The following is a 15,635-nucleotide window of genomic DNA, read 5'->3' on the forward strand; positions in this document are numbered from 1 at the left end:
CCATGCGGAACGACTGGGCCACTTTTGGCGCCGACCTCCACCTGGACCTGCGCGGCACCCGGCTGCGCGCCGGCCTCATGGACGCCCTCCGCGAGGCCGTGCGCGGCGGGCGCCTCGCCCCCGGCAGCCGGCTGCCGTCCTCGCGCCAGCTCGCCGCCGACCTCGGCGTCGCCCGCAACACCGTCGCCGACGCCTACGCCGAACTCGTCGCCGAGGGCTGGCTCACCGCCCGCCAGGGCTCCGGCACCCGCGTCGCCCACCGCACCGAGCCCCGGCCGCCCGCCCCCGCACCGGCCGGGCCCCCGGCACCGGACGCGCTCGCCCCCGGCGGCACCCCCTGGCAGCCGCCCTCCGGCCAGGCCGCCCGCGCCTCCCGGCGGCGCGCCCCCGCCCCCGCGTACGACCTCCGGTCCGGCACCCCGGACCTCGCCGCCTTCCCGCGCGCCGCATGGCTCAAGGCGTACCGCCGCGCGCTCACCGCCGCGCCCAACGCCGCCTTCGGGTACGGCGATCCGCGCGGGCGCCCCGAACTCCGCGCCGCCCTCGCCGAATACCTCGCCCGCGCCCGGGGCGTGCACGCCCGGCCCGAACGGATCGTCGTCTGCGCCGGCTTCGCCCACGGCCTGATGCTGCTGGGCCAGGTCCTGCGGGCGCGCGGCGCGCGGGCGGTGGCGGTGGAGTCGTACGGCATCGGCATGTACCCGGGGCTGCTGCGCGGCGCCGGACTCGCCACCCCCGCACTGCCGTTCGACGCCCACGGCACCCGCGTCGACGCGCAGGGCCCGGACGCCGGCGCGGTGCTGCTGACCGCCGCCCACCAGTTCCCGCTCGGCGGCGCCCTGCCGCCCGACCGGCGGGCGGCGGTCGTCGACTGGGCGCGGGCGACCGGCGGTTTCGTCCTGGAGGACGACTACGACGGCGAGTTCCGCTATGACCGGCAGCCCGTCGGCGCGCTCCAGGGTCTCGACCCCGAGCGGGTCGTGTATCTCGGCACCGCCAGCAAGTCCCTCGCCCCCGGCCTCCGGCTCGCCTGGCTGGTCCTCCCCGAGGAGCTGGTCGACGAGGTCGCCGCCGCCAAGGGCGGGGTGGTGGACTGGATGTGCGGCACCCCCGACCAGCTCGCCTTCGCCGAATTCCTCGGCTCCGGCGCGCACGACCGGCACGTCCGCGCCATGCGCCTGCGCTACCGCAACCGCCGCGACCAGCTCGTCGCGGCGCTCGCCGCCCACGCGCCCGGGATCCGGGCCGGCGGGATCGCGGCCGGCCTGCACGCGGTGCTCCGGCTGCCGCCCGGCACCGAACAGGCCGCGCTGCGCTCCGCCGCCTGGCAGGGCCTCGCCGTCCAGGGCCTCGACCAGTTCCGCCACCCCGACGCGCCCCGCACCCTGGAGGGCCTCGTCGTCGGCTACGGCACCCCGCCGGACAGCGCCTGGCAGGGCGCGCTCCGGGCCCTCTGCCGCGTCCTGGAGGGCGTGGGGGAGGGATACGAGGACGGGGACGGGTCCAGGGACGGCGGCGGGTCCCGGGAAGGCGGCGGGGACGGCGGTGCGCCCGGGGGCGGGCCCGCCGCCTCTGGCAGGGTGGTCCCGTGACCCCGCACCCCACCCCCGGCCGGCCGGACGACGCGGACGCCGCCGCACGGGAGTTCACCGCCCACCGCGGCCGGCTTTTCGGCCTCGCCTACCGGATGCTCGGCTCCGCCGAGGAGGCCGAGGACACCGTCCAGGACGCCTACCTGCGCTGGAGCGGCGCCGACCGGGCCGCCGTCGCCCACCCCGGCGCCTGGCTCGCCAAGGTCGTCACCCACCTGTGCCTCAACCGGCTCACCTCCGCCCGCGCCACCCGCGAACGGTACACCGGCACCTGGCTGCCGGAACCGGTCCTCGCCGAGGCCGGGCCCCCGGAGGTCGCCGAACGGCACGACGACGTCTCCACGGCCCTGCTGCTCCTGCTGGAACGGCTCACCCCCGCCGAGCGGGCCGTGTACGTGCTCCGCGAGGCGTTCGGCTACCCGCACCGCGAGATCGCCGGCGTCCTGGACCTCGGCGAGGCCCACTGCCGCCAGCTGTACGGCCGCGCCGCCCGGCGGATCGCGGCGCCCGGCGACGACGGGGCGCCCGCCCGGGTCGCGCCGCCCGCGCCCGGACGGCGGCGCGCGTTCGTCGACTCCTTCGCCGCCGCCGCCCGCGACGGCGACCTCGCGGGTCTGGAGCGGGTCCTCGCGCAGGACGTCGTGTGGTGGAGCGACGGCGGCGGCAAGGTCCGGTCGGCGCTCCGCCCCGTCCGGGGCCGCGACCACGTCGTCCGCTTCCTCGCCGGCGTCGCCCGCCGCACCGAGGAGGGCACCCGGCTCACCGTCGCGGAAGTCAACGGCGCCCCCGGGATCCTCGTGCACGTCGGCGGCCGGGTCACCGGCGTCGCCACCGTGGGGCTCCGCGCGGACGGCCGCGTCGGCGACGTCTGGTACGTCTCCAACCCCGACAAGCTCGTCCACGCGACCCGCAGGTTCGCCGCGTACCCCGAAGCCGCCGGCTGATCCGGGCACGGACCCCGCCGAACGGCGCAAAACGACGCGCGGTGCCGAGGCCGGAAAGCGGCGGCCTACACTGTGCGGTCGCGAGCCCCGCGGTCATACGAACGGCCGCGCGGACACGCCACGCGCACACCACGGTGCGCGGCCACGCGAAGGGGAGGGCGAGGGACATGCGGAGGCTCAGGTCGAGCACGGTGGTGCTCGGCGGGATGGGCGTGCTCGCCGCGGCGATCACGGCCTGCGGCGCCGAACCCGACCGCCGGTGCGCGGACCCGGTGACGCTGGAGGAACTGCCGAGCTACCGGTGCGACACCGGAGGCGGGGACGACGACGATGACGACGGCTCGACCACCCGCGGCGCCTACTACTACGGCGGCTCCGTCCGCGACGCGCGCGTGAGCGGCGGCAGCTTCGACCGGAAGGCCGTCGAGACCGGCGGCTTCGGCTGCTCGTCCTCCGGGTCGAGCGGCGGCTGACGGGCGGACCGGCACCATGGAACGGCACACCATCGAGCCCCGCCCGGGCTGGCAGGAGACCGTCGAGGAGCAGGGGCTCGTCTACCCCCTGACCCGCTACCCGGACGGTTCGCTGCGCCCGTACTGGGACGAGAGCGCGTACTACTCCTTCACGCTGCCCGAGGTCGAGGCGCTGGAGGAGGTCGTCGAGGAACTGCACGCCATGTGCCTCGCCGCCGCCGCGCACATCGTCGAGCGGAACCGTTTCGCCGACCTCGGCATCACCGACCCGCGGATCGCGGAGCGGGTCGCCGAGTCCTGGCGCCGCCGCACCGAACTCCCCTCGCTGTACGCCCGCTTCGACCTCGTGTACGACGGCACCGGCCCGGCGAAGATGCTGGAGTACAACGCCGACACCCCGACCTCCCTGGTGGAGGCGGCGAGCCCGCAGTGGTTCTGGATGGAGGAGCGCTTCCCCGGCGCCGACCAGTGGAACTCGCTCCACGAGCGCCTGGTCGACGCCTGGAAGCGGCAGGCGGCGCTGCTGCCGCCCGGCCCCGTGCACTTCGCCCACTCGGAGACCGACGAGCTCGGCGAGGACCTGATGACGGTCGCGTACCTGCGCGAGACCGCCGAGCAGGCCGGGCTCGCCACCGAGGCGCTCTCCGTGGAGCGGATCGGCTGGGACCGGCTCTCCCGGCGGTTCGTCGACGAGAAGCTGCGGTTCATCCGCAGCTGCTTCAAGCTCTACCCGTGGGAGTGGCTGGTCACCGACCCGTTCGGCAAGCACGTCCTGTCCACCCTGGACAACGGCGGCGGCTCCGGCACCACCTGCTGGATCGAACCCGCCTGGAAGATGCTGCTCTCCAACAAGGCGCTGCTCGCGATCCTCTGGGAGCTGTACCCGGACCACCCGAACCTGCTGCCCGCCTACCTCGACGGGCCGCGCGAGCTGGCCGCCACCACCGGCTGGGCCGCCAAGCCGCTGCTCGGCCGGGAGGGCGCCGGGGTCACCCTGCACGCGCCCGGCAGCGAGCCCGTCGTCCGCGACGAGCCCTGCTGCTACCAGGGCCTCGCCCCGCTCCCCGACTTCGACGGCAACCGCACGCTGCTCGGCGCCTGGGTCGTCGAGGACGAGGCCGCGGGGCTCGGCATCCGGGAGTCCGCGGGTCCCGTCACCGACGAGTACGCCCGCTTCCTCCCGCACGTGATCCTCTGACGCTCACTCCGGTACGTACTCCCGCAGCGGGGCCGGCGTCAGACCGGCCGCGTCGGCGAGCGCCAGGGCCCGCTCCAGGTCCTGCTCCAGCGTCTCGTTGAAGTGCAGCAGGATGATGTCGCCGGCCTTCAGCTCCGGCGCCGGCGGCGTCCACCCGCCCCACGTGGTCAGGTCGTGCGTCCACGTCACCACGGCCTTCGCCCCGCAGGCGCGGGCGGCCGTCCGCGTCGTCGCGTCGTACGCCCCGTACGGCGGGCGCAGCAGCCGCGGCCCGTCGCCGAACTCCGCGAGGTGCGCGTCCCGCGCCCCGCAGACCTCCGCCCGCTGCCCGGCCGCGTCGAGCGCGGTGAGGTCCGGGTGCCCGACCGTGTGGTTCTCCACCCGCACCCGGCCGTGGTCGAGCAGCCGGTGGAAGTACCCCGAGTCGTACGCGTACGCCCCCGGGAGCAGGAACAGCGAGGCCGGCACCCGCCGCTCCAGCAGCAGCTCGGCGGCGGCCGGGTCGTGGAACCAGCCGTCGTCGACGGTGAGGAAGACGACCGGGTCGGTCGTCCCGACGCGGGACACGACGGGCGCGGACGGAGGCGCGGGGGACGGGGCCGGGGCGGCCCCGAGGAGCGCGAACGGGACGAGTGCGGCGAGCGCGCCGCGCACGGCGCGGCGCAGACGGAGGCGCGACATGGCCGCATCATTGGACTGGACCAACTCCGGTGTCAATGGCGCCCGTTGTCCCGGGGCGGCGGCTCCTCCACCGCCCCGGAAACGGACCCGGTCAGTCCGAGAGGACCGCCCGCAGCTGCTCCAGACCCCAGTCGAGGTCCTCCTTCGAGATCACCAGCGGCGGCGCGATCCGGATCGTCGACCCGTGGGTGTCCTTCACCAGGACGCCCCGGGCCATCAGCCGCTCCGAGATCTCCCGGCCCGTGCCCCGCGCCGGCGCGATGTCGACGCCGGCCCACAGCCCGCGGCCCCGCACCGCCTCGACCGCGCCCCCGCCGACCAGCAGGCCCAGCTCGGCGTGCAGGTGCTCGCCCAGCTCCGCCGCCCGCTGCTGGTACTCCCCGGTCCGCAGCATCGCGATCACCTCCAGCGCCACCGCGCACGCCAGCGGATTGCCGCCGAAGGTCGAGCCGTGCTCGCCGGGCCGGAAGACCCCCAGCACGGCGTCGTCCGCGACCACCGCCGACACCGGCACGACGCCGCCGCCGAGCGCCTTGCCGAGGATGTACACGTCGGGGACGACGTCCTCGTGCTCGCAGGCGAAGGTGCGGCCGGTCCGGCCGAGGCCGGACTGGATCTCGTCGGCCATGAACAGCACGTTCCGCCGGGCCGTCAGCTCCCGCACCCCGCGCAGATAGCCGGCCGGCGGGACGAGGACGCCGGCCTCGCCCTGGATCGGCTCCAGCAGCACCGCGACCGTGTTCTCGGTGACGGCCGCCTCCAGCGCCGTCAGGTCGCCGTACGGCACGATCTCGAAGCCCGGCGTGTACGGGCCGAAGTGGTCCCGCGCCTCGTGGTCGGTCGAGAACGACACGATCGTCGTCGTCCGCCCGTGGAAGTTGTTCCCCGCCACCACGATCTTCGCGTGCCCGTCCGGCACGCCCTTCACCTCGTACCCCCACTTCCGGGCCGTCTTGACGGCCGTCTCGACCGCCTCCGCCCCGGTGTTCATCGGCAGCACCCGCTCCTTGCCGCACAGCTCCGCGAGCCGCGTGCAGAACTCGGCGAAGCGGTCGTGGTGGAAGGCCCGCGAGGTGAGCGTGACCCGCTCCAGCTGGGCCTTCGCCGCCTCGATCAGCCGGCGGTTTCCGTGCCCGAAGTTCAGCGCCGAGTAGCCGGCGAGCATGTCCAGGAAGCGACGCCCCTCGACGTCCGTCATCCAGGCCCCCTCCGCGGAGGCGACGACGACGGGCAGGGGGTGGTAGTTGTGGGCGCTGTGCGCGTCCGAGGCAGCGATCTCGTCTTGCGTTCTCGACACGGGATCTCCGATCGTCCTGCGGCCGGGGTGGGTTGTGGCCCCTTCTTATCGTCGCTCGCATTCCGGACGAAGAAACCTCGTACGACGGCGCGCCCGCTAGGCCGTCTCTTCCGGATCAGGCCGGATCAGGGAGCGGCGTCTGGTGCGTGCGATCGCAAGGCGGAGGAGGGAGTCCATGCGGTGGGGGCACCTCCCAGCGGTAGCTGGGGGACATCGGCGACCGACGACAACGCGGCTGGGGGTGCCCCCTCTGGGGGAGCGCGTGCCAGGCGTCGCGAGCCCGGCATGATCCGGAAGAGATGGCCTAGGCTGGGCGCACGCGCGGCGACTGGCGTACGGGGAACCGACCCCGGGGGAGCCGCGCGCGCTCCACCACACGAGGTGCCGCTCGCCTGGGCATCACGGGACCGCCCCGCGTCCCGTGCGGCACCCGCCCCGGGACGTTCCGACGTACTCCCGGAGGAACACGTGACCCCGTCCCCGCAGCCGCACCCGCAGACCGCCGGCCACCCCGCCCTCGCCGCGGCCGACCCCGAGCTCGCCGCCCTCGTCGGCGCCGAGGAGCGGCTCCAGGCGGACACGCTCCGCCTCATCCCGAGCGAGAACTACGTCTCCGCCGCCGTCCTCGAAGCCTCCGGCACCGTCCTCCAGAACAAGTACAGCGAGGGCTACCCCGGCCGCCGCTACTACGAGGGCCAGCAGGTCGTCGACCAGGTCGAGACCCTGGCCGTCGAGCGCGCCAAGGCCCTCTTCGGCGTCGACCACGCCAACGTCCAGCCCTACTCCGGCTCCCCGGCCAACCTCGCCGTCTACCTCGCCTTCGCGAAGCCCGGCGACACCGTCATGGGCATGGCGCTGCCCATGGGCGGCCACCTCACCCACGGCTGGGGCGTCTCCGCCACCGGCTCCTGGTTCCGCGGCGTGCAGTACGGCGTCCGCCCGGACACCGGCCGCGTCGACTACGACCAGGTCCGCGACCTCGCCCTCGCCGAACGCCCCAAGATCCTCTTCTGCGGCGGCACCGCCCTTCCCCGCACCCTCGACTTCGCCGCCTTCGGCGAGATCGCCCGCGAGGCGGGCGCGGTCCTCGTCGCCGACATCGCCCACATCGCCGGCCTGATCGCCGGCGGCGCCCACCCCTCCCCGGCGGGCCACGCCGACGTGATCTCCACGACCACCCACAAGACCCTCCGCGGCCCGCGCGGCGCCATGCTGATGTCCACCGAGGAGCACGCCAAGGCCCTCGACAGGGCCGTCTTCCCCGGCCTCCAGGGCGGCCCGCACAACCAGACCACCGCCGCCATCGCCGTCGCCCTCCGCGAGGCCGCCCAGCCCTCCTTCCGGACCTACGCCCACGCCGTCGTCGCCAACGCCGCGGCCCTCGCCGACGCCCTGCTCGCCCGCGGCTTCGACCTGGTCTCCGGCGGCACCGACAACCACCTGATCCTCATCGACCTCACCTCCCGGCAGGTCCCCGGCAAGACCGCCGCCAAGGCCCTCGACCGGGCGGGCATCGTCGTCAACTACAACACCGTCCCCTTCGACCCCCGGAAGCCCTTCGACCCCTCCGGCATCCGCATCGGCACCCCGTCCCTCACCTCCCGGGGCCTCACTCCGGCCCACATGGACCAGGTCGCCGACTGGATCGACCGCGCCGTCACCGCGGCCGCCGCCGGGGACGAGCCCGCCCTCGCGACGATCCGCGCCGAGGTCGCCGACCTGATGGCCGCCCACCCGGCCCCCGGCCTCCCCGCCTAGCCCTGGAGCCCTACCGGACGGAGGCCGCGACCCGCAGCGCCTCCGTCCGGTCCGGTATCCCCTCCAGCCGCAGCGTCAGACCGGACGACGGCCGCACCCACAGCAGCGTCGGCCCCGCCGCCCGCACCTCCCGGCTCCACCGGCCGGCGTCCGACACCAGCGGGAACGTCAGCCGGTGCGGCTCCGCGAACCAGTACGCCGCCGTCCCGTCCGCGAGCACCACCGGCTCCGGCTGCACCCGTATCTCCTTGACGAAGCCCGGGTCCAGCTCGCCCGGGAACTCGTCCAGCCGCACCACCGCCCCCTCCGCCGTCCGCCAGCAGACGCCCACCACCGCGCGCGGCGCCCACCCCGTCACCGACGTCACCGCCCCGGCCACCCCCTCCGGCAGCAGCGGCGCGAACCCGGCCACCCGGGCCGCCTCCGCCGCCTGCACCGGATCCGGGCACCCCGGGACCTTCGCCGGAGCCACCGGCGGCGCCCCCGGCGCGTACTCCACCGCCACCCCGCCGACACCCAGCCACTCCACCACCGCCGCCCGCACCGGCGGCGTCAGCACCGCCACCACCAGCACCCCGGACAGCGCCGCGAGCAGCGCCCGCCACCGCCGCCGCAGCCACCCCCACCGCTCCGCCTCCGGCTCCCGCTCCACCACCGGCGCGTGCTCGGCGAGGAGCTGGGCCAGCACCCGCTCCGCCATCGACTCCCCGTCCACGTCCGGCACCCGCAGCGACCGCCCGAGCTCCCGCAGCTCCTCCGGCAGCCCCCCGGCACCCTCGTCCTCACGCACGCCCCTCACCTCCCTCCCGCGTCCCTTCCGCCACCCCTTCCCCCGGCGTCCCCTCCGCCGGGCCCAGCGCCGCCCCGAGCCGCTTCAGCGCCCGGCTCAGCCGCGACTTCACCGTGCCCCGCGGCCACCCCAGCGCCTCCGCCGTCTCCGCCTCGTCCAGCTCCAGCAGATAGCGGTGCACCACCACCCGCCGCTGCTCCTCCGCCAGCCCGTCCAGCGCCTCCCACAGCCGCCGCCGGCGCTCGCCGTCCACCGCCGCCACCGCCGGGTCCGCCGACTCCGGTATCAGCGGCTCGCCCGCCAGCAGCTCCGCCTCCCGCCCCGCCACCGCCCGCTGCCGGCCCGCCGAACGCAGTGTGTTCCTCGTCTCATTGGCCACGATGCTCAGCAGCCACGGCCGGAAGGACGCCCCCTCCCGGAAACTCCCCAGCGAGCGGTACGCCTTGAAGAACGCCGCCTGCACCACGTCCTCCGCCTCCGCGCCCGCCCCGTGCGCCACCGCCGCCCGCAGCGCCACCGGCGTGTACGCGCGGACCAGCTCCGCGTACGCCTCCGGCTCTCCGGCGCGTACCCGGGCGATCACGGCGCTCTCGTCGACGACGGCCGAGCCCCCCTCCCGTGTCCTCACACTCCTGGTACACCGGAAGTCCGGGATCGGTTCCCGCACCTGAGAGAATGATGTGCATGGCCTCTGATCCTCGTCCTCGCGCGCTCTCCGGGATCCAGCCCACCGCGGGCTCCTTCCACCTCGGCAACTACCTCGGCGCGATCCGGCAGTACGTCGCGCTGCAGGAGTCCCACGACGCCTTCTACATGGTCGTCGACCTGCACGCGATCACGGTCCCCCAGGACCCGGCCGAGCTCCGCGCCAACACCCGCTTCGCCGCCGCGCAGCTCCTCGCCGCCGGCCTCGACCCGGAGCGCTGCACCCTCTTCGTCCAGAGCCACGTCCCCGAGCACGCGCAGCTCGGCTGGGTCATGAACTGCCTCACCGGCTTCGGCGAGGCCTCCCGCATGACCCAGTTCAAGGACAAGTCCGCGAAGCAGGGCGCCGACCGCGCCACGGTCGGCCTCTTCACCTACCCGATCCTCCAGGTCGCGGACATCCTCCTGTACCAGGCCACCCACGTGCCGGTCGGCGAGGACCAGCGCCAGCACATCGAGCTCACCCGCGACCTCGCGGAGCGCTTCAACGGCCGCTTCGGCGACACCTTCACCGTCCCGGCGCCGTACATCGTCAAGGAGACCGGGAAGATCTACGACCTCCAGGACCCGGCGATCAAGATGAGCAAGTCGGCGTCGACGCCGAAGGGCCTCATCAACCTCCTGGACGACCCGAAGGTCACCGCCAAGAAGGTCAAGAGCGCCGTCACCGACACCGACACGGTGATCCGCTTCGACCCGGAGAACAAGCCCGGCGTCTCCAACCTCCTCGTGATCATGTCCACCCTCACGGACACCAGCATCGAGGACCTGGAGAAGAGCTACGAGGGCAAGATGTACGGCGCCCTCAAGACCGACCTCGCCGACGTCATGGTGGAGTTCGTCACGCCCTTCCGGACCCGCACCCAGGAATACCTGGACGACCCGGAGACGCTGGACTCGGTCCTGGCCAAGGGCGCGGAGAAGGCCCGCGCCGTCGCCGCCGAGACCCTGGCGCAGACGTACGACAGGATCGGCTTCCTCCCCGCGAAGCACTGACGCCGGCCCTGGCGGAAGCACCCGCGAAGGACCCGCGGAGCGCCGGCGAAGCACGGGTCCGAGGACCCTGGCCATGAAGGTGGTGCAGGCCGCACACTGGCGGCTGCACCACCGCACACCGAACCGACCCGGACGACGGAGGAGAACGACGTGGGGACCGTAACGCTCGGCGTTTCGATCGCGGTCCCGGAGCCTCACGGCAGCCTGCTCCAGGAGCGGCGCGCGGGCTTCGGGGACCCCGCCGCGCACGCCATCCCCACCCACGTCACCCTCGTCCCGCCCACCGAGGTCGACCAGGACCGGCTGCCGGAGATCGAGGCCCACCTCGCCGGCGTCGCCGCCGACAGTCTCCCCTTCGAGATCCGGCTCAGCGGCACCGGCACCTTCCGCCCGCTCTCCCCGGTGGTCTTCGTCACCCTCGCCGACGGCGCGGCCGGCTGCGACCGGCTCCAGGCCCGCCTCCGCCACGAGACCGGGCCGCTCGTCCGCGAGCTCCAGTTCCCGTACCACCCGCACGTCACCGTCGCCCACGGCATCGCCGAGGAGGCCATGGACCGGGCGTACGAGGAACTGGCCGGCTACGAGGCCGCCTGGACCTGCGCCTCCTTCGCCCTCTACGAGCAGGGCGCCGACGGCGTGTGGCGGAAGCTGTACGACTACGAGTTCGGCAGCGGCCGGCCCGTCCCGGCCGTCCCCGCCCAGGGCGGCAGCCCGGTCCGCACACCCTCCTGACCACGGGGCCGGGGCCGGGGCCGTACGGTCACACCGGCAGCCGCCGGTGCAGCGGACGCGGCACGTGCCGCAGCGCCGACGCCACCAGCCGCAGCGGCCCCGGCACCCACACCGTCTCCGAGCGGCGCCGCAGCCCCAGCTCGATCGCGTACGCCACCGCCTCCGGAGTCGTCGCCAGCGGCGCCTCCGGACGCCCCGCCGTCCGCTCCGAGCGCACGAAACCGGGCCGCACCACCATCACGTGCACCCCCGTCCCGTGCAGCGCGTCCCCCAGCCCCTGCGCGAAGACGTCGAGGCCCGCCTTCGACGAGCCGTAGATGAAGTCGGCCCGCCGCCCCCGCTCGCCCGCCACCGACGACAGCACCACCAGCGAACCGTGCCCCTGCGCCTGGAGCGCGCCCGCGCACACCAGCGCCGCCGACACGCCGCCCGTGTAGTTGGTCTGCGCGACCCGCACCGCCGCCACCGGGTCCGACTCGTCCCGCGCCTGGTCGCCGGGCACCCCGAAGGCCAGCAGCACCAGGTCCACGTCCCCCTCCGCGAAGACCGCCCCCAGCCGCTCCGCGTGCGCGTCCGTGTCGAGCGCGTCGAACGGCACCACCCGCACCTCCGCCCCCAGCGCGCGCAGCGAACCGGCCGCCTCCGCCAGCTCGGGGGAGGGGCGGCCGGCCAGCCAGACCGTACGGGTGCGGCGGGCGATCAGCCGGCGCGCGGCGGCCAGCCCGATCGCGGACGTGCCGCCGAGCAGCAGCAGGGACTGGGGGGCACCGAAGGCGTCCTTCACGACGCATCACTCCTGAACGGTTCACAGGCCGAGACGGCGGGACAGGTCCGAGCGGAACGCGGACCGTGGGTCGACCGCGGCCCGCAGCGCCCGGAAGGCGCCGAGCCGCGGATACAGGACGGGCAGCAGCGCGGGCCGCAGCCGGGCGTCGTCGGCGAGGCAGACCCGCCCGCCGGCCGCCGCCACCCGCGCGTCGAGGACGTCGAGGAACCGCCCGAGCCCCGGCGCCCCGACGGGCACGTCGAGCCCCAGGCACCAGCCGCGCACCGGGAACGCCAGCGGCCCCGCCCCCTCCTCGCGGACCCGCTCCACGCGCGCGTGCCGGGCGCCGCGCGCGGGGGAGCGCCGCCCGGCCAGCAGCTCCAGCAGCCCCCGCAGCTCCTCCTCGCGCCCCTCGGGCAGGGCGCACCGGTACCGCACGAACGCCGCCCGCCCGACGAGACCGGACACCGGGCCGCCCGCCACGCGCGCGCGTGCCAGCCCCGGAAGGGGCCGCAGACCGCCCGTCCACGGCCCCGGGACGGCCGGGAGGTCCGGGAGGGCCAGCGGCGCGCGGCGGGCCCGGTGGCCCCGGGGCAGCGCGGCGTACGGGACCGGCACGGCGGTCGTCAGGACGGCGCGGCCCCGCCCGCTCAGCTCCACCCGGGCCCGCGCGTACGGCTCCCGGGGCGCCCCGCCGCCCGTCCAGTGCGCGAGCAGCGCGTCCACGTCCCGGAAACGGGCGGTCCGTTCCCGCAGGTACGCCGTCTCGACCGGCCGCGCCTCCAGCGTCGCCGACAGCACCACCCCGGTCAGGCCCAGTCCGCCGACGGTCGCGTCGAAGAGCGGTTCGCCGCGCCGTACCGTCCTCGACTCCCCGTCTGCACCCAGCAGTTCGAGCGCGACGACCCCGGCCCCGTACCCGGAGGCGATCGCCCCGCCGACCGTCCACGGGCCGCCGCCGGCCCGGGGATGGAGGCCCAGCGGCAGCAACGCCCGGGCCACCGAGCCCAGTTCCGTACCGCCCTCGCAGACCACCAGCCCCGCCGCCGCGTCCAGGCCGCGGATCCGGTCCAGCGCGGCCAGCTCCAGCACGGTCCCGCCCGCGTTCTGCGCCGCGTCCCCGCCGGACCGCCCCCGGCCCCGGGCGACCGCGCCGCGCGGCCCCCGCCGAAGGACGGCTCCGGCGGCCTCGGCGGCCGAGCGGGGCCGGGCCAGCAGCGCGAGCGACGGCGCGGTGCGCCCGGCACCCGTGAGGGGCACGAAGTCGTCGTCCAGAACGAGGGGTTCGACAGCCATGGGAGCGACCGTATCGCCGCCTCTGTCGCTTATGCCGGAATTGCAGTCCTCCGGCGCGCGGTGTCGGTCCCCGCCCGCCGCCCGGCCCGGAGGGATGCTCGAACCATGGACTGGCTGACCAAGATCCCCCTCATCGGCCCCTGGGTCGCCCGGCTCATGAAGACCCACGCCTGGCGCTCCTACGAGCGGCTCGACGACGTGCACTGGACCCGGCTCGCCGCCGCCCTCACCTTCCTCTCCTTCCTCGCCCTCTTCCCCCTCATCACCGTCGCCGCCGCGATCGGCGCCGCACTCCTCACCGACGACCAGCTCGACACCATCGAGCAGAAGCTCTCCGACCAGGTCCCCGGCATCTCCGACCAGCTCGACATCGGCAGCCTCGTCGCCAACGCCGGCACCGTCGGCCTCGTCGCCGGCGCCCTGCTGCTCCTCACCGGCATCGGCTGGATCGGCTCGATGCGCGACTGCCTCCGCGCCGTCTGGGGCCTCGACGACGTCGACGAGGGCAACCCCGTGGTCCGCAAGGGCAAGGACGCCGTCGTCCTCGTCGGCCTCGGCGGCGTCGCCCTCTGCTCCCTCGCCGCCTCCTGGCTCGGCTCCACCGCCGTCGGCTGGAGCGCCGACCGGCTCGGCATCTCCGGCGGCGGCGCCGGCGGCGTCCTGCTCCAGGGCGCGGCCGTGCTCGTCGCGACGGCCGCCGACTTCCTGATCCTGCTCTACGTCCTCAAGCCGCTGCCCGGCGTCGACCCGCCCCGCCACCGGCTCGTCGTCGCCGCGCTGATCGCCGCGGCGGGCTTCGAACTCCTGAAACTGCTCCTCGGCGGCTACATGCGGGAGGTCGCGGCGAAGTCGATGTACGGGGCCTTCGGCGTGCCGGTGGCCCTGCTCCTGTGGATCAACTTCACCGCGAAACTCCTGCTGTTCTGCTCCGCGTGGACGGCCGTGGGCTCGATCGACCCCGCCGCTACGACGAAACGCCCGTCCCCGTCCCCGGATCCGTCTCCGTCCCCGTCCCCGTCTCCGGACCGCGACCGGGAGCCCCGGCGCCCGAACGCGGCCAGCGACGGTTGACCAGGAGCACCGCCCCCGCGACCAGCACCAGCACCCCGCCCGCGATCGCGAGCGCGATCCCGACCCCGCCCGAGCCCTTCCCGGACGCGGACGCGGCCACCGCGGGCCCGCCCGTCTCCGGCGCCTCCGTGCCCGGCGCCGGCGCGCCCGACTCCGTCCCGTTCACCGGCCGCGCCGACGGCCGCGCGCTCTTCGGCGGCACCAGCTCACCCACCGGCGTCACCTTCCCGGACGCCGCGAACCCCCAGTCCAGCAGCCGCGCGGCCTCCTTGTAGACCGCGTGCTGCTCGTTCGACGACGGGTTCATCACCGTCACCAGCAGCACCCGCCCGTTCCGCTCGGCGACCCCGGTGAAGGTCGCGCCCGCGTGCGTCGTGTTGCCGTTCTTCACACCCGCGATGCCCGGGTACGGGGCGATGCCGAAGTCACCGGTCAGCAGCCGGTTGGTGTTCTGGATCTCGAAGGTCTCGCGCTTCTTGCCCGGCTTCGCCTCGCCCGGGAAGGCCGCGCGCGGGGTCTTCGCGTACTCCCGGAACTCCGCCTTCTGCATCCCGCTGCGGGCGATCAGCGTCAGGTCGTACGCCGACGACACCTGCCCCGGGGCGTCGTAGCCGTCCGGCGACTTCACGTGCGTGTCCAGCGCCTGCAGCTCGGCCGCCCGCGCGTTCATCTCCGCCACGGTCTTCGCCATGCCCTGGTTCATCTGCGTCAGGACCCGCACCGCGTCGTTCCCCGACCGCAGGAACACCCCCAGCCACAGGTCCCGGACCGTGTAGGTCTGCTTCTCCTTTATCCCGACGAGGCTGGACCCCTCCCCGAGCCCCGCCAGGTCCTGCGCGGTGACCAGGTGCGTCTGCTTCTTGTCCGTGAACTTCGGCAGCAGCGTGTCCGCGAAGAGCATCTTCAGCGTCGACGCCGGCGCGAGCCGCCAGTGCGCGTTGTGCGAGGCCAGCACGGCGCCGCTCTCCGCGTCCGCGACGATCCACGACCGCGCCGACAGCTCCTTCGGCAGCACCGGCGCCCCGGCCCCCAGCTTCACCTGCGTCCCCGGCAGCCCGAGCAGCGCCCCGCCCACCGACGACATGTTCGCCGGCGGCTTCGGCTGCGGGGAGGCCGTGGGACTCTTCGAACCCCCCGGTTTCACCGGCTCGTCCGCGTGAGCGGTCCCGGCGGCGAACGCGAGCGGAAGCAACAGCGCGGCGGCGACCGCGGCGGCGGTCCTCTTCGAAGCAGACACGACCGAGAACGTACAGGCACACCCCCGTGAACCGAACCCCGCGGTCCCCCCGCCCCGCGACGGCGCACGTGAGCCCGCGAAGCTCAGCCCCCGTGTCTC

Annotated in this window: 15 protein-coding genes and 1 riboswitch; of the genes, 8 read left to right on the forward strand and 7 right to left on the reverse strand. The window is 75.2% G+C overall.

The window, feature by feature from the left end; genetic code table 11:
- Positions 1-2 precede the first annotated feature (2 nt).
- From ACFVQZ_RS24690 to ACFVQZ_RS24705, 4 genes are all read left to right on the forward strand, one after another.
- A complete protein-coding gene (locus tag ACFVQZ_RS24690) occupies positions 3-1,592 on the forward strand; it encodes a PLP-dependent aminotransferase family protein (RefSeq protein WP_383626106.1) in 1,590 nt (529 codons plus the stop codon).
- A complete protein-coding gene (gene sigJ, locus ACFVQZ_RS24695) occupies positions 1,589-2,536 on the forward strand; it encodes an RNA polymerase sigma factor SigJ (RefSeq protein WP_051787739.1) in 948 nt (315 codons plus the stop codon). The genes ACFVQZ_RS24690 and sigJ overlap by 4 nt, the downstream gene beginning before the upstream one ends.
- Positions 2,537-2,703: 167 nt before the next feature.
- Positions 2,704-3,009, forward strand: a complete 306-nt coding sequence (locus ACFVQZ_RS24700; protein ID WP_030494356.1) for a hypothetical protein — start codon at positions 2,704-2,706, stop codon at positions 3,007-3,009.
- A 16-nt stretch (positions 3,010-3,025) separates the two neighbouring features.
- Positions 3,026-4,207: a glutathionylspermidine synthase family protein gene (locus ACFVQZ_RS24705; protein ID WP_030494357.1), complete on the forward strand. Its 1,182-nt coding sequence runs from the start codon at positions 3,026-3,028 to the stop codon at positions 4,205-4,207.
- A 3-nt stretch (positions 4,208-4,210) separates the two neighbouring features.
- Here ACFVQZ_RS24705 and ACFVQZ_RS24710 read toward each other — a convergent pair whose 3' ends face one another.
- Together ACFVQZ_RS24710 and rocD are read right to left on the reverse strand one after the other, a co-directional pair.
- Positions 4,211-4,888 (reverse strand): polysaccharide deacetylase family protein, encoded by a 678-nt coding sequence (locus ACFVQZ_RS24710; RefSeq protein WP_383626111.1) that lies wholly within the window; start codon positions 4,886-4,888, stop codon positions 4,211-4,213.
- A gap of 91 nt (positions 4,889-4,979) precedes the next feature.
- Entirely contained in the window at positions 4,980-6,185 is a 1,206-nt protein-coding gene (rocD, locus tag ACFVQZ_RS24715) for an ornithine--oxo-acid transaminase (RefSeq protein WP_030494359.1), read from the reverse strand.
- A 314-nt stretch (positions 6,186-6,499) separates the two neighbouring features.
- A riboswitch (ZMP/ZTP riboswitch) is annotated at positions 6,500-6,590 on the forward strand.
- A 63-nt stretch (positions 6,591-6,653) separates the two neighbouring features.
- On the opposite strand from rocD, the gene glyA reads away from it, so the two are divergent.
- Entirely contained in the window at positions 6,654-7,943 is a 1,290-nt protein-coding gene (gene glyA, locus ACFVQZ_RS24720; RefSeq protein ID WP_383626114.1) for a serine hydroxymethyltransferase, read from the forward strand.
- A 10-nt stretch (positions 7,944-7,953) separates the two neighbouring features.
- Here the strand turns inward: glyA and ACFVQZ_RS24725 are convergent, their stop codons facing one another.
- Both ACFVQZ_RS24725 and ACFVQZ_RS24730 read right to left on the reverse strand, forming a co-directional pair.
- Positions 7,954-8,733 carry a hypothetical protein gene (locus ACFVQZ_RS24725; RefSeq protein ID WP_383626117.1) on the reverse strand — a complete coding sequence of 260 codons (780 nt, stop codon included), beginning with the start codon at positions 8,731-8,733 and terminating at the stop codon, positions 7,954-7,956.
- Positions 8,726-9,361: an RNA polymerase sigma factor gene (locus tag ACFVQZ_RS24730; protein ID WP_383626120.1), complete on the reverse strand. Its 636-nt coding sequence runs from the start codon at positions 9,359-9,361 to the stop codon at positions 8,726-8,728. The genes ACFVQZ_RS24725 and ACFVQZ_RS24730 overlap by 8 nt, the downstream gene beginning before the upstream one ends.
- A gap of 56 nt (positions 9,362-9,417) precedes the next feature.
- On the opposite strand from ACFVQZ_RS24730, the gene trpS reads away from it, so the two are divergent.
- Together trpS and ACFVQZ_RS24740 are read left to right on the forward strand one after the other, a co-directional pair.
- The gene (trpS, locus tag ACFVQZ_RS24735) at positions 9,418-10,434 is read left to right on the forward strand and encodes a tryptophan--tRNA ligase (protein WP_030496819.1); all 1,017 of its coding nucleotides are present in this window, start codon (positions 9,418-9,420) and stop codon (positions 10,432-10,434) included.
- A gap of 150 nt (positions 10,435-10,584) precedes the next feature.
- On the forward strand, positions 10,585-11,166 hold the full coding sequence (locus ACFVQZ_RS24740) for a 2'-5' RNA ligase family protein (RefSeq protein ID WP_030496820.1): 582 nt from the start codon (positions 10,585-10,587) through the stop codon (positions 11,164-11,166).
- A 28-nt stretch (positions 11,167-11,194) separates the two neighbouring features.
- Here ACFVQZ_RS24740 and ACFVQZ_RS24745 read toward each other — a convergent pair whose 3' ends face one another.
- Both ACFVQZ_RS24745 and ACFVQZ_RS24750 read right to left on the reverse strand, forming a co-directional pair.
- A complete protein-coding gene (locus tag ACFVQZ_RS24745) occupies positions 11,195-11,950 on the reverse strand; it encodes a decaprenylphospho-beta-D-erythro-pentofuranosid-2-ulose 2-reductase (protein WP_030496821.1) in 756 nt (251 codons plus the stop codon).
- 21 nt (positions 11,951-11,971) lie between these two features.
- A complete protein-coding gene (locus ACFVQZ_RS24750) occupies positions 11,972-13,228 on the reverse strand; it encodes an FAD-binding protein (RefSeq protein ID WP_383626125.1) in 1,257 nt (418 codons plus the stop codon).
- A gap of 105 nt (positions 13,229-13,333) precedes the next feature.
- Here ACFVQZ_RS24750 and ACFVQZ_RS24755 point away from each other — a divergent pair, with 105 nt between their 5' ends.
- Positions 13,334-14,299 carry a YihY/virulence factor BrkB family protein gene (locus ACFVQZ_RS24755; RefSeq protein ID WP_383626127.1) on the forward strand — a complete coding sequence of 322 codons (966 nt, stop codon included), beginning with the start codon at positions 13,334-13,336 and terminating at the stop codon, positions 14,297-14,299.
- Here the strand turns inward: ACFVQZ_RS24755 and ACFVQZ_RS24760 are convergent.
- Positions 14,193-15,536, reverse strand: coding sequence for a D-alanyl-D-alanine carboxypeptidase (locus tag ACFVQZ_RS24760; RefSeq protein ID WP_383626130.1), 1,344 nt, complete (start codon positions 15,534-15,536; stop codon positions 14,193-14,195). The genes ACFVQZ_RS24755 and ACFVQZ_RS24760 overlap by 107 nt on opposite strands.
- Between the last annotated feature and the right edge of the window lie 99 nt (positions 15,537-15,635).

Origin of the sequence: Streptomyces sp. NPDC057854 (assembly GCF_042797055.1) — a bacterium.
Lineage (GTDB): Bacteria > Actinomycetota > Actinomycetes > Streptomycetales > Streptomycetaceae > Streptomyces.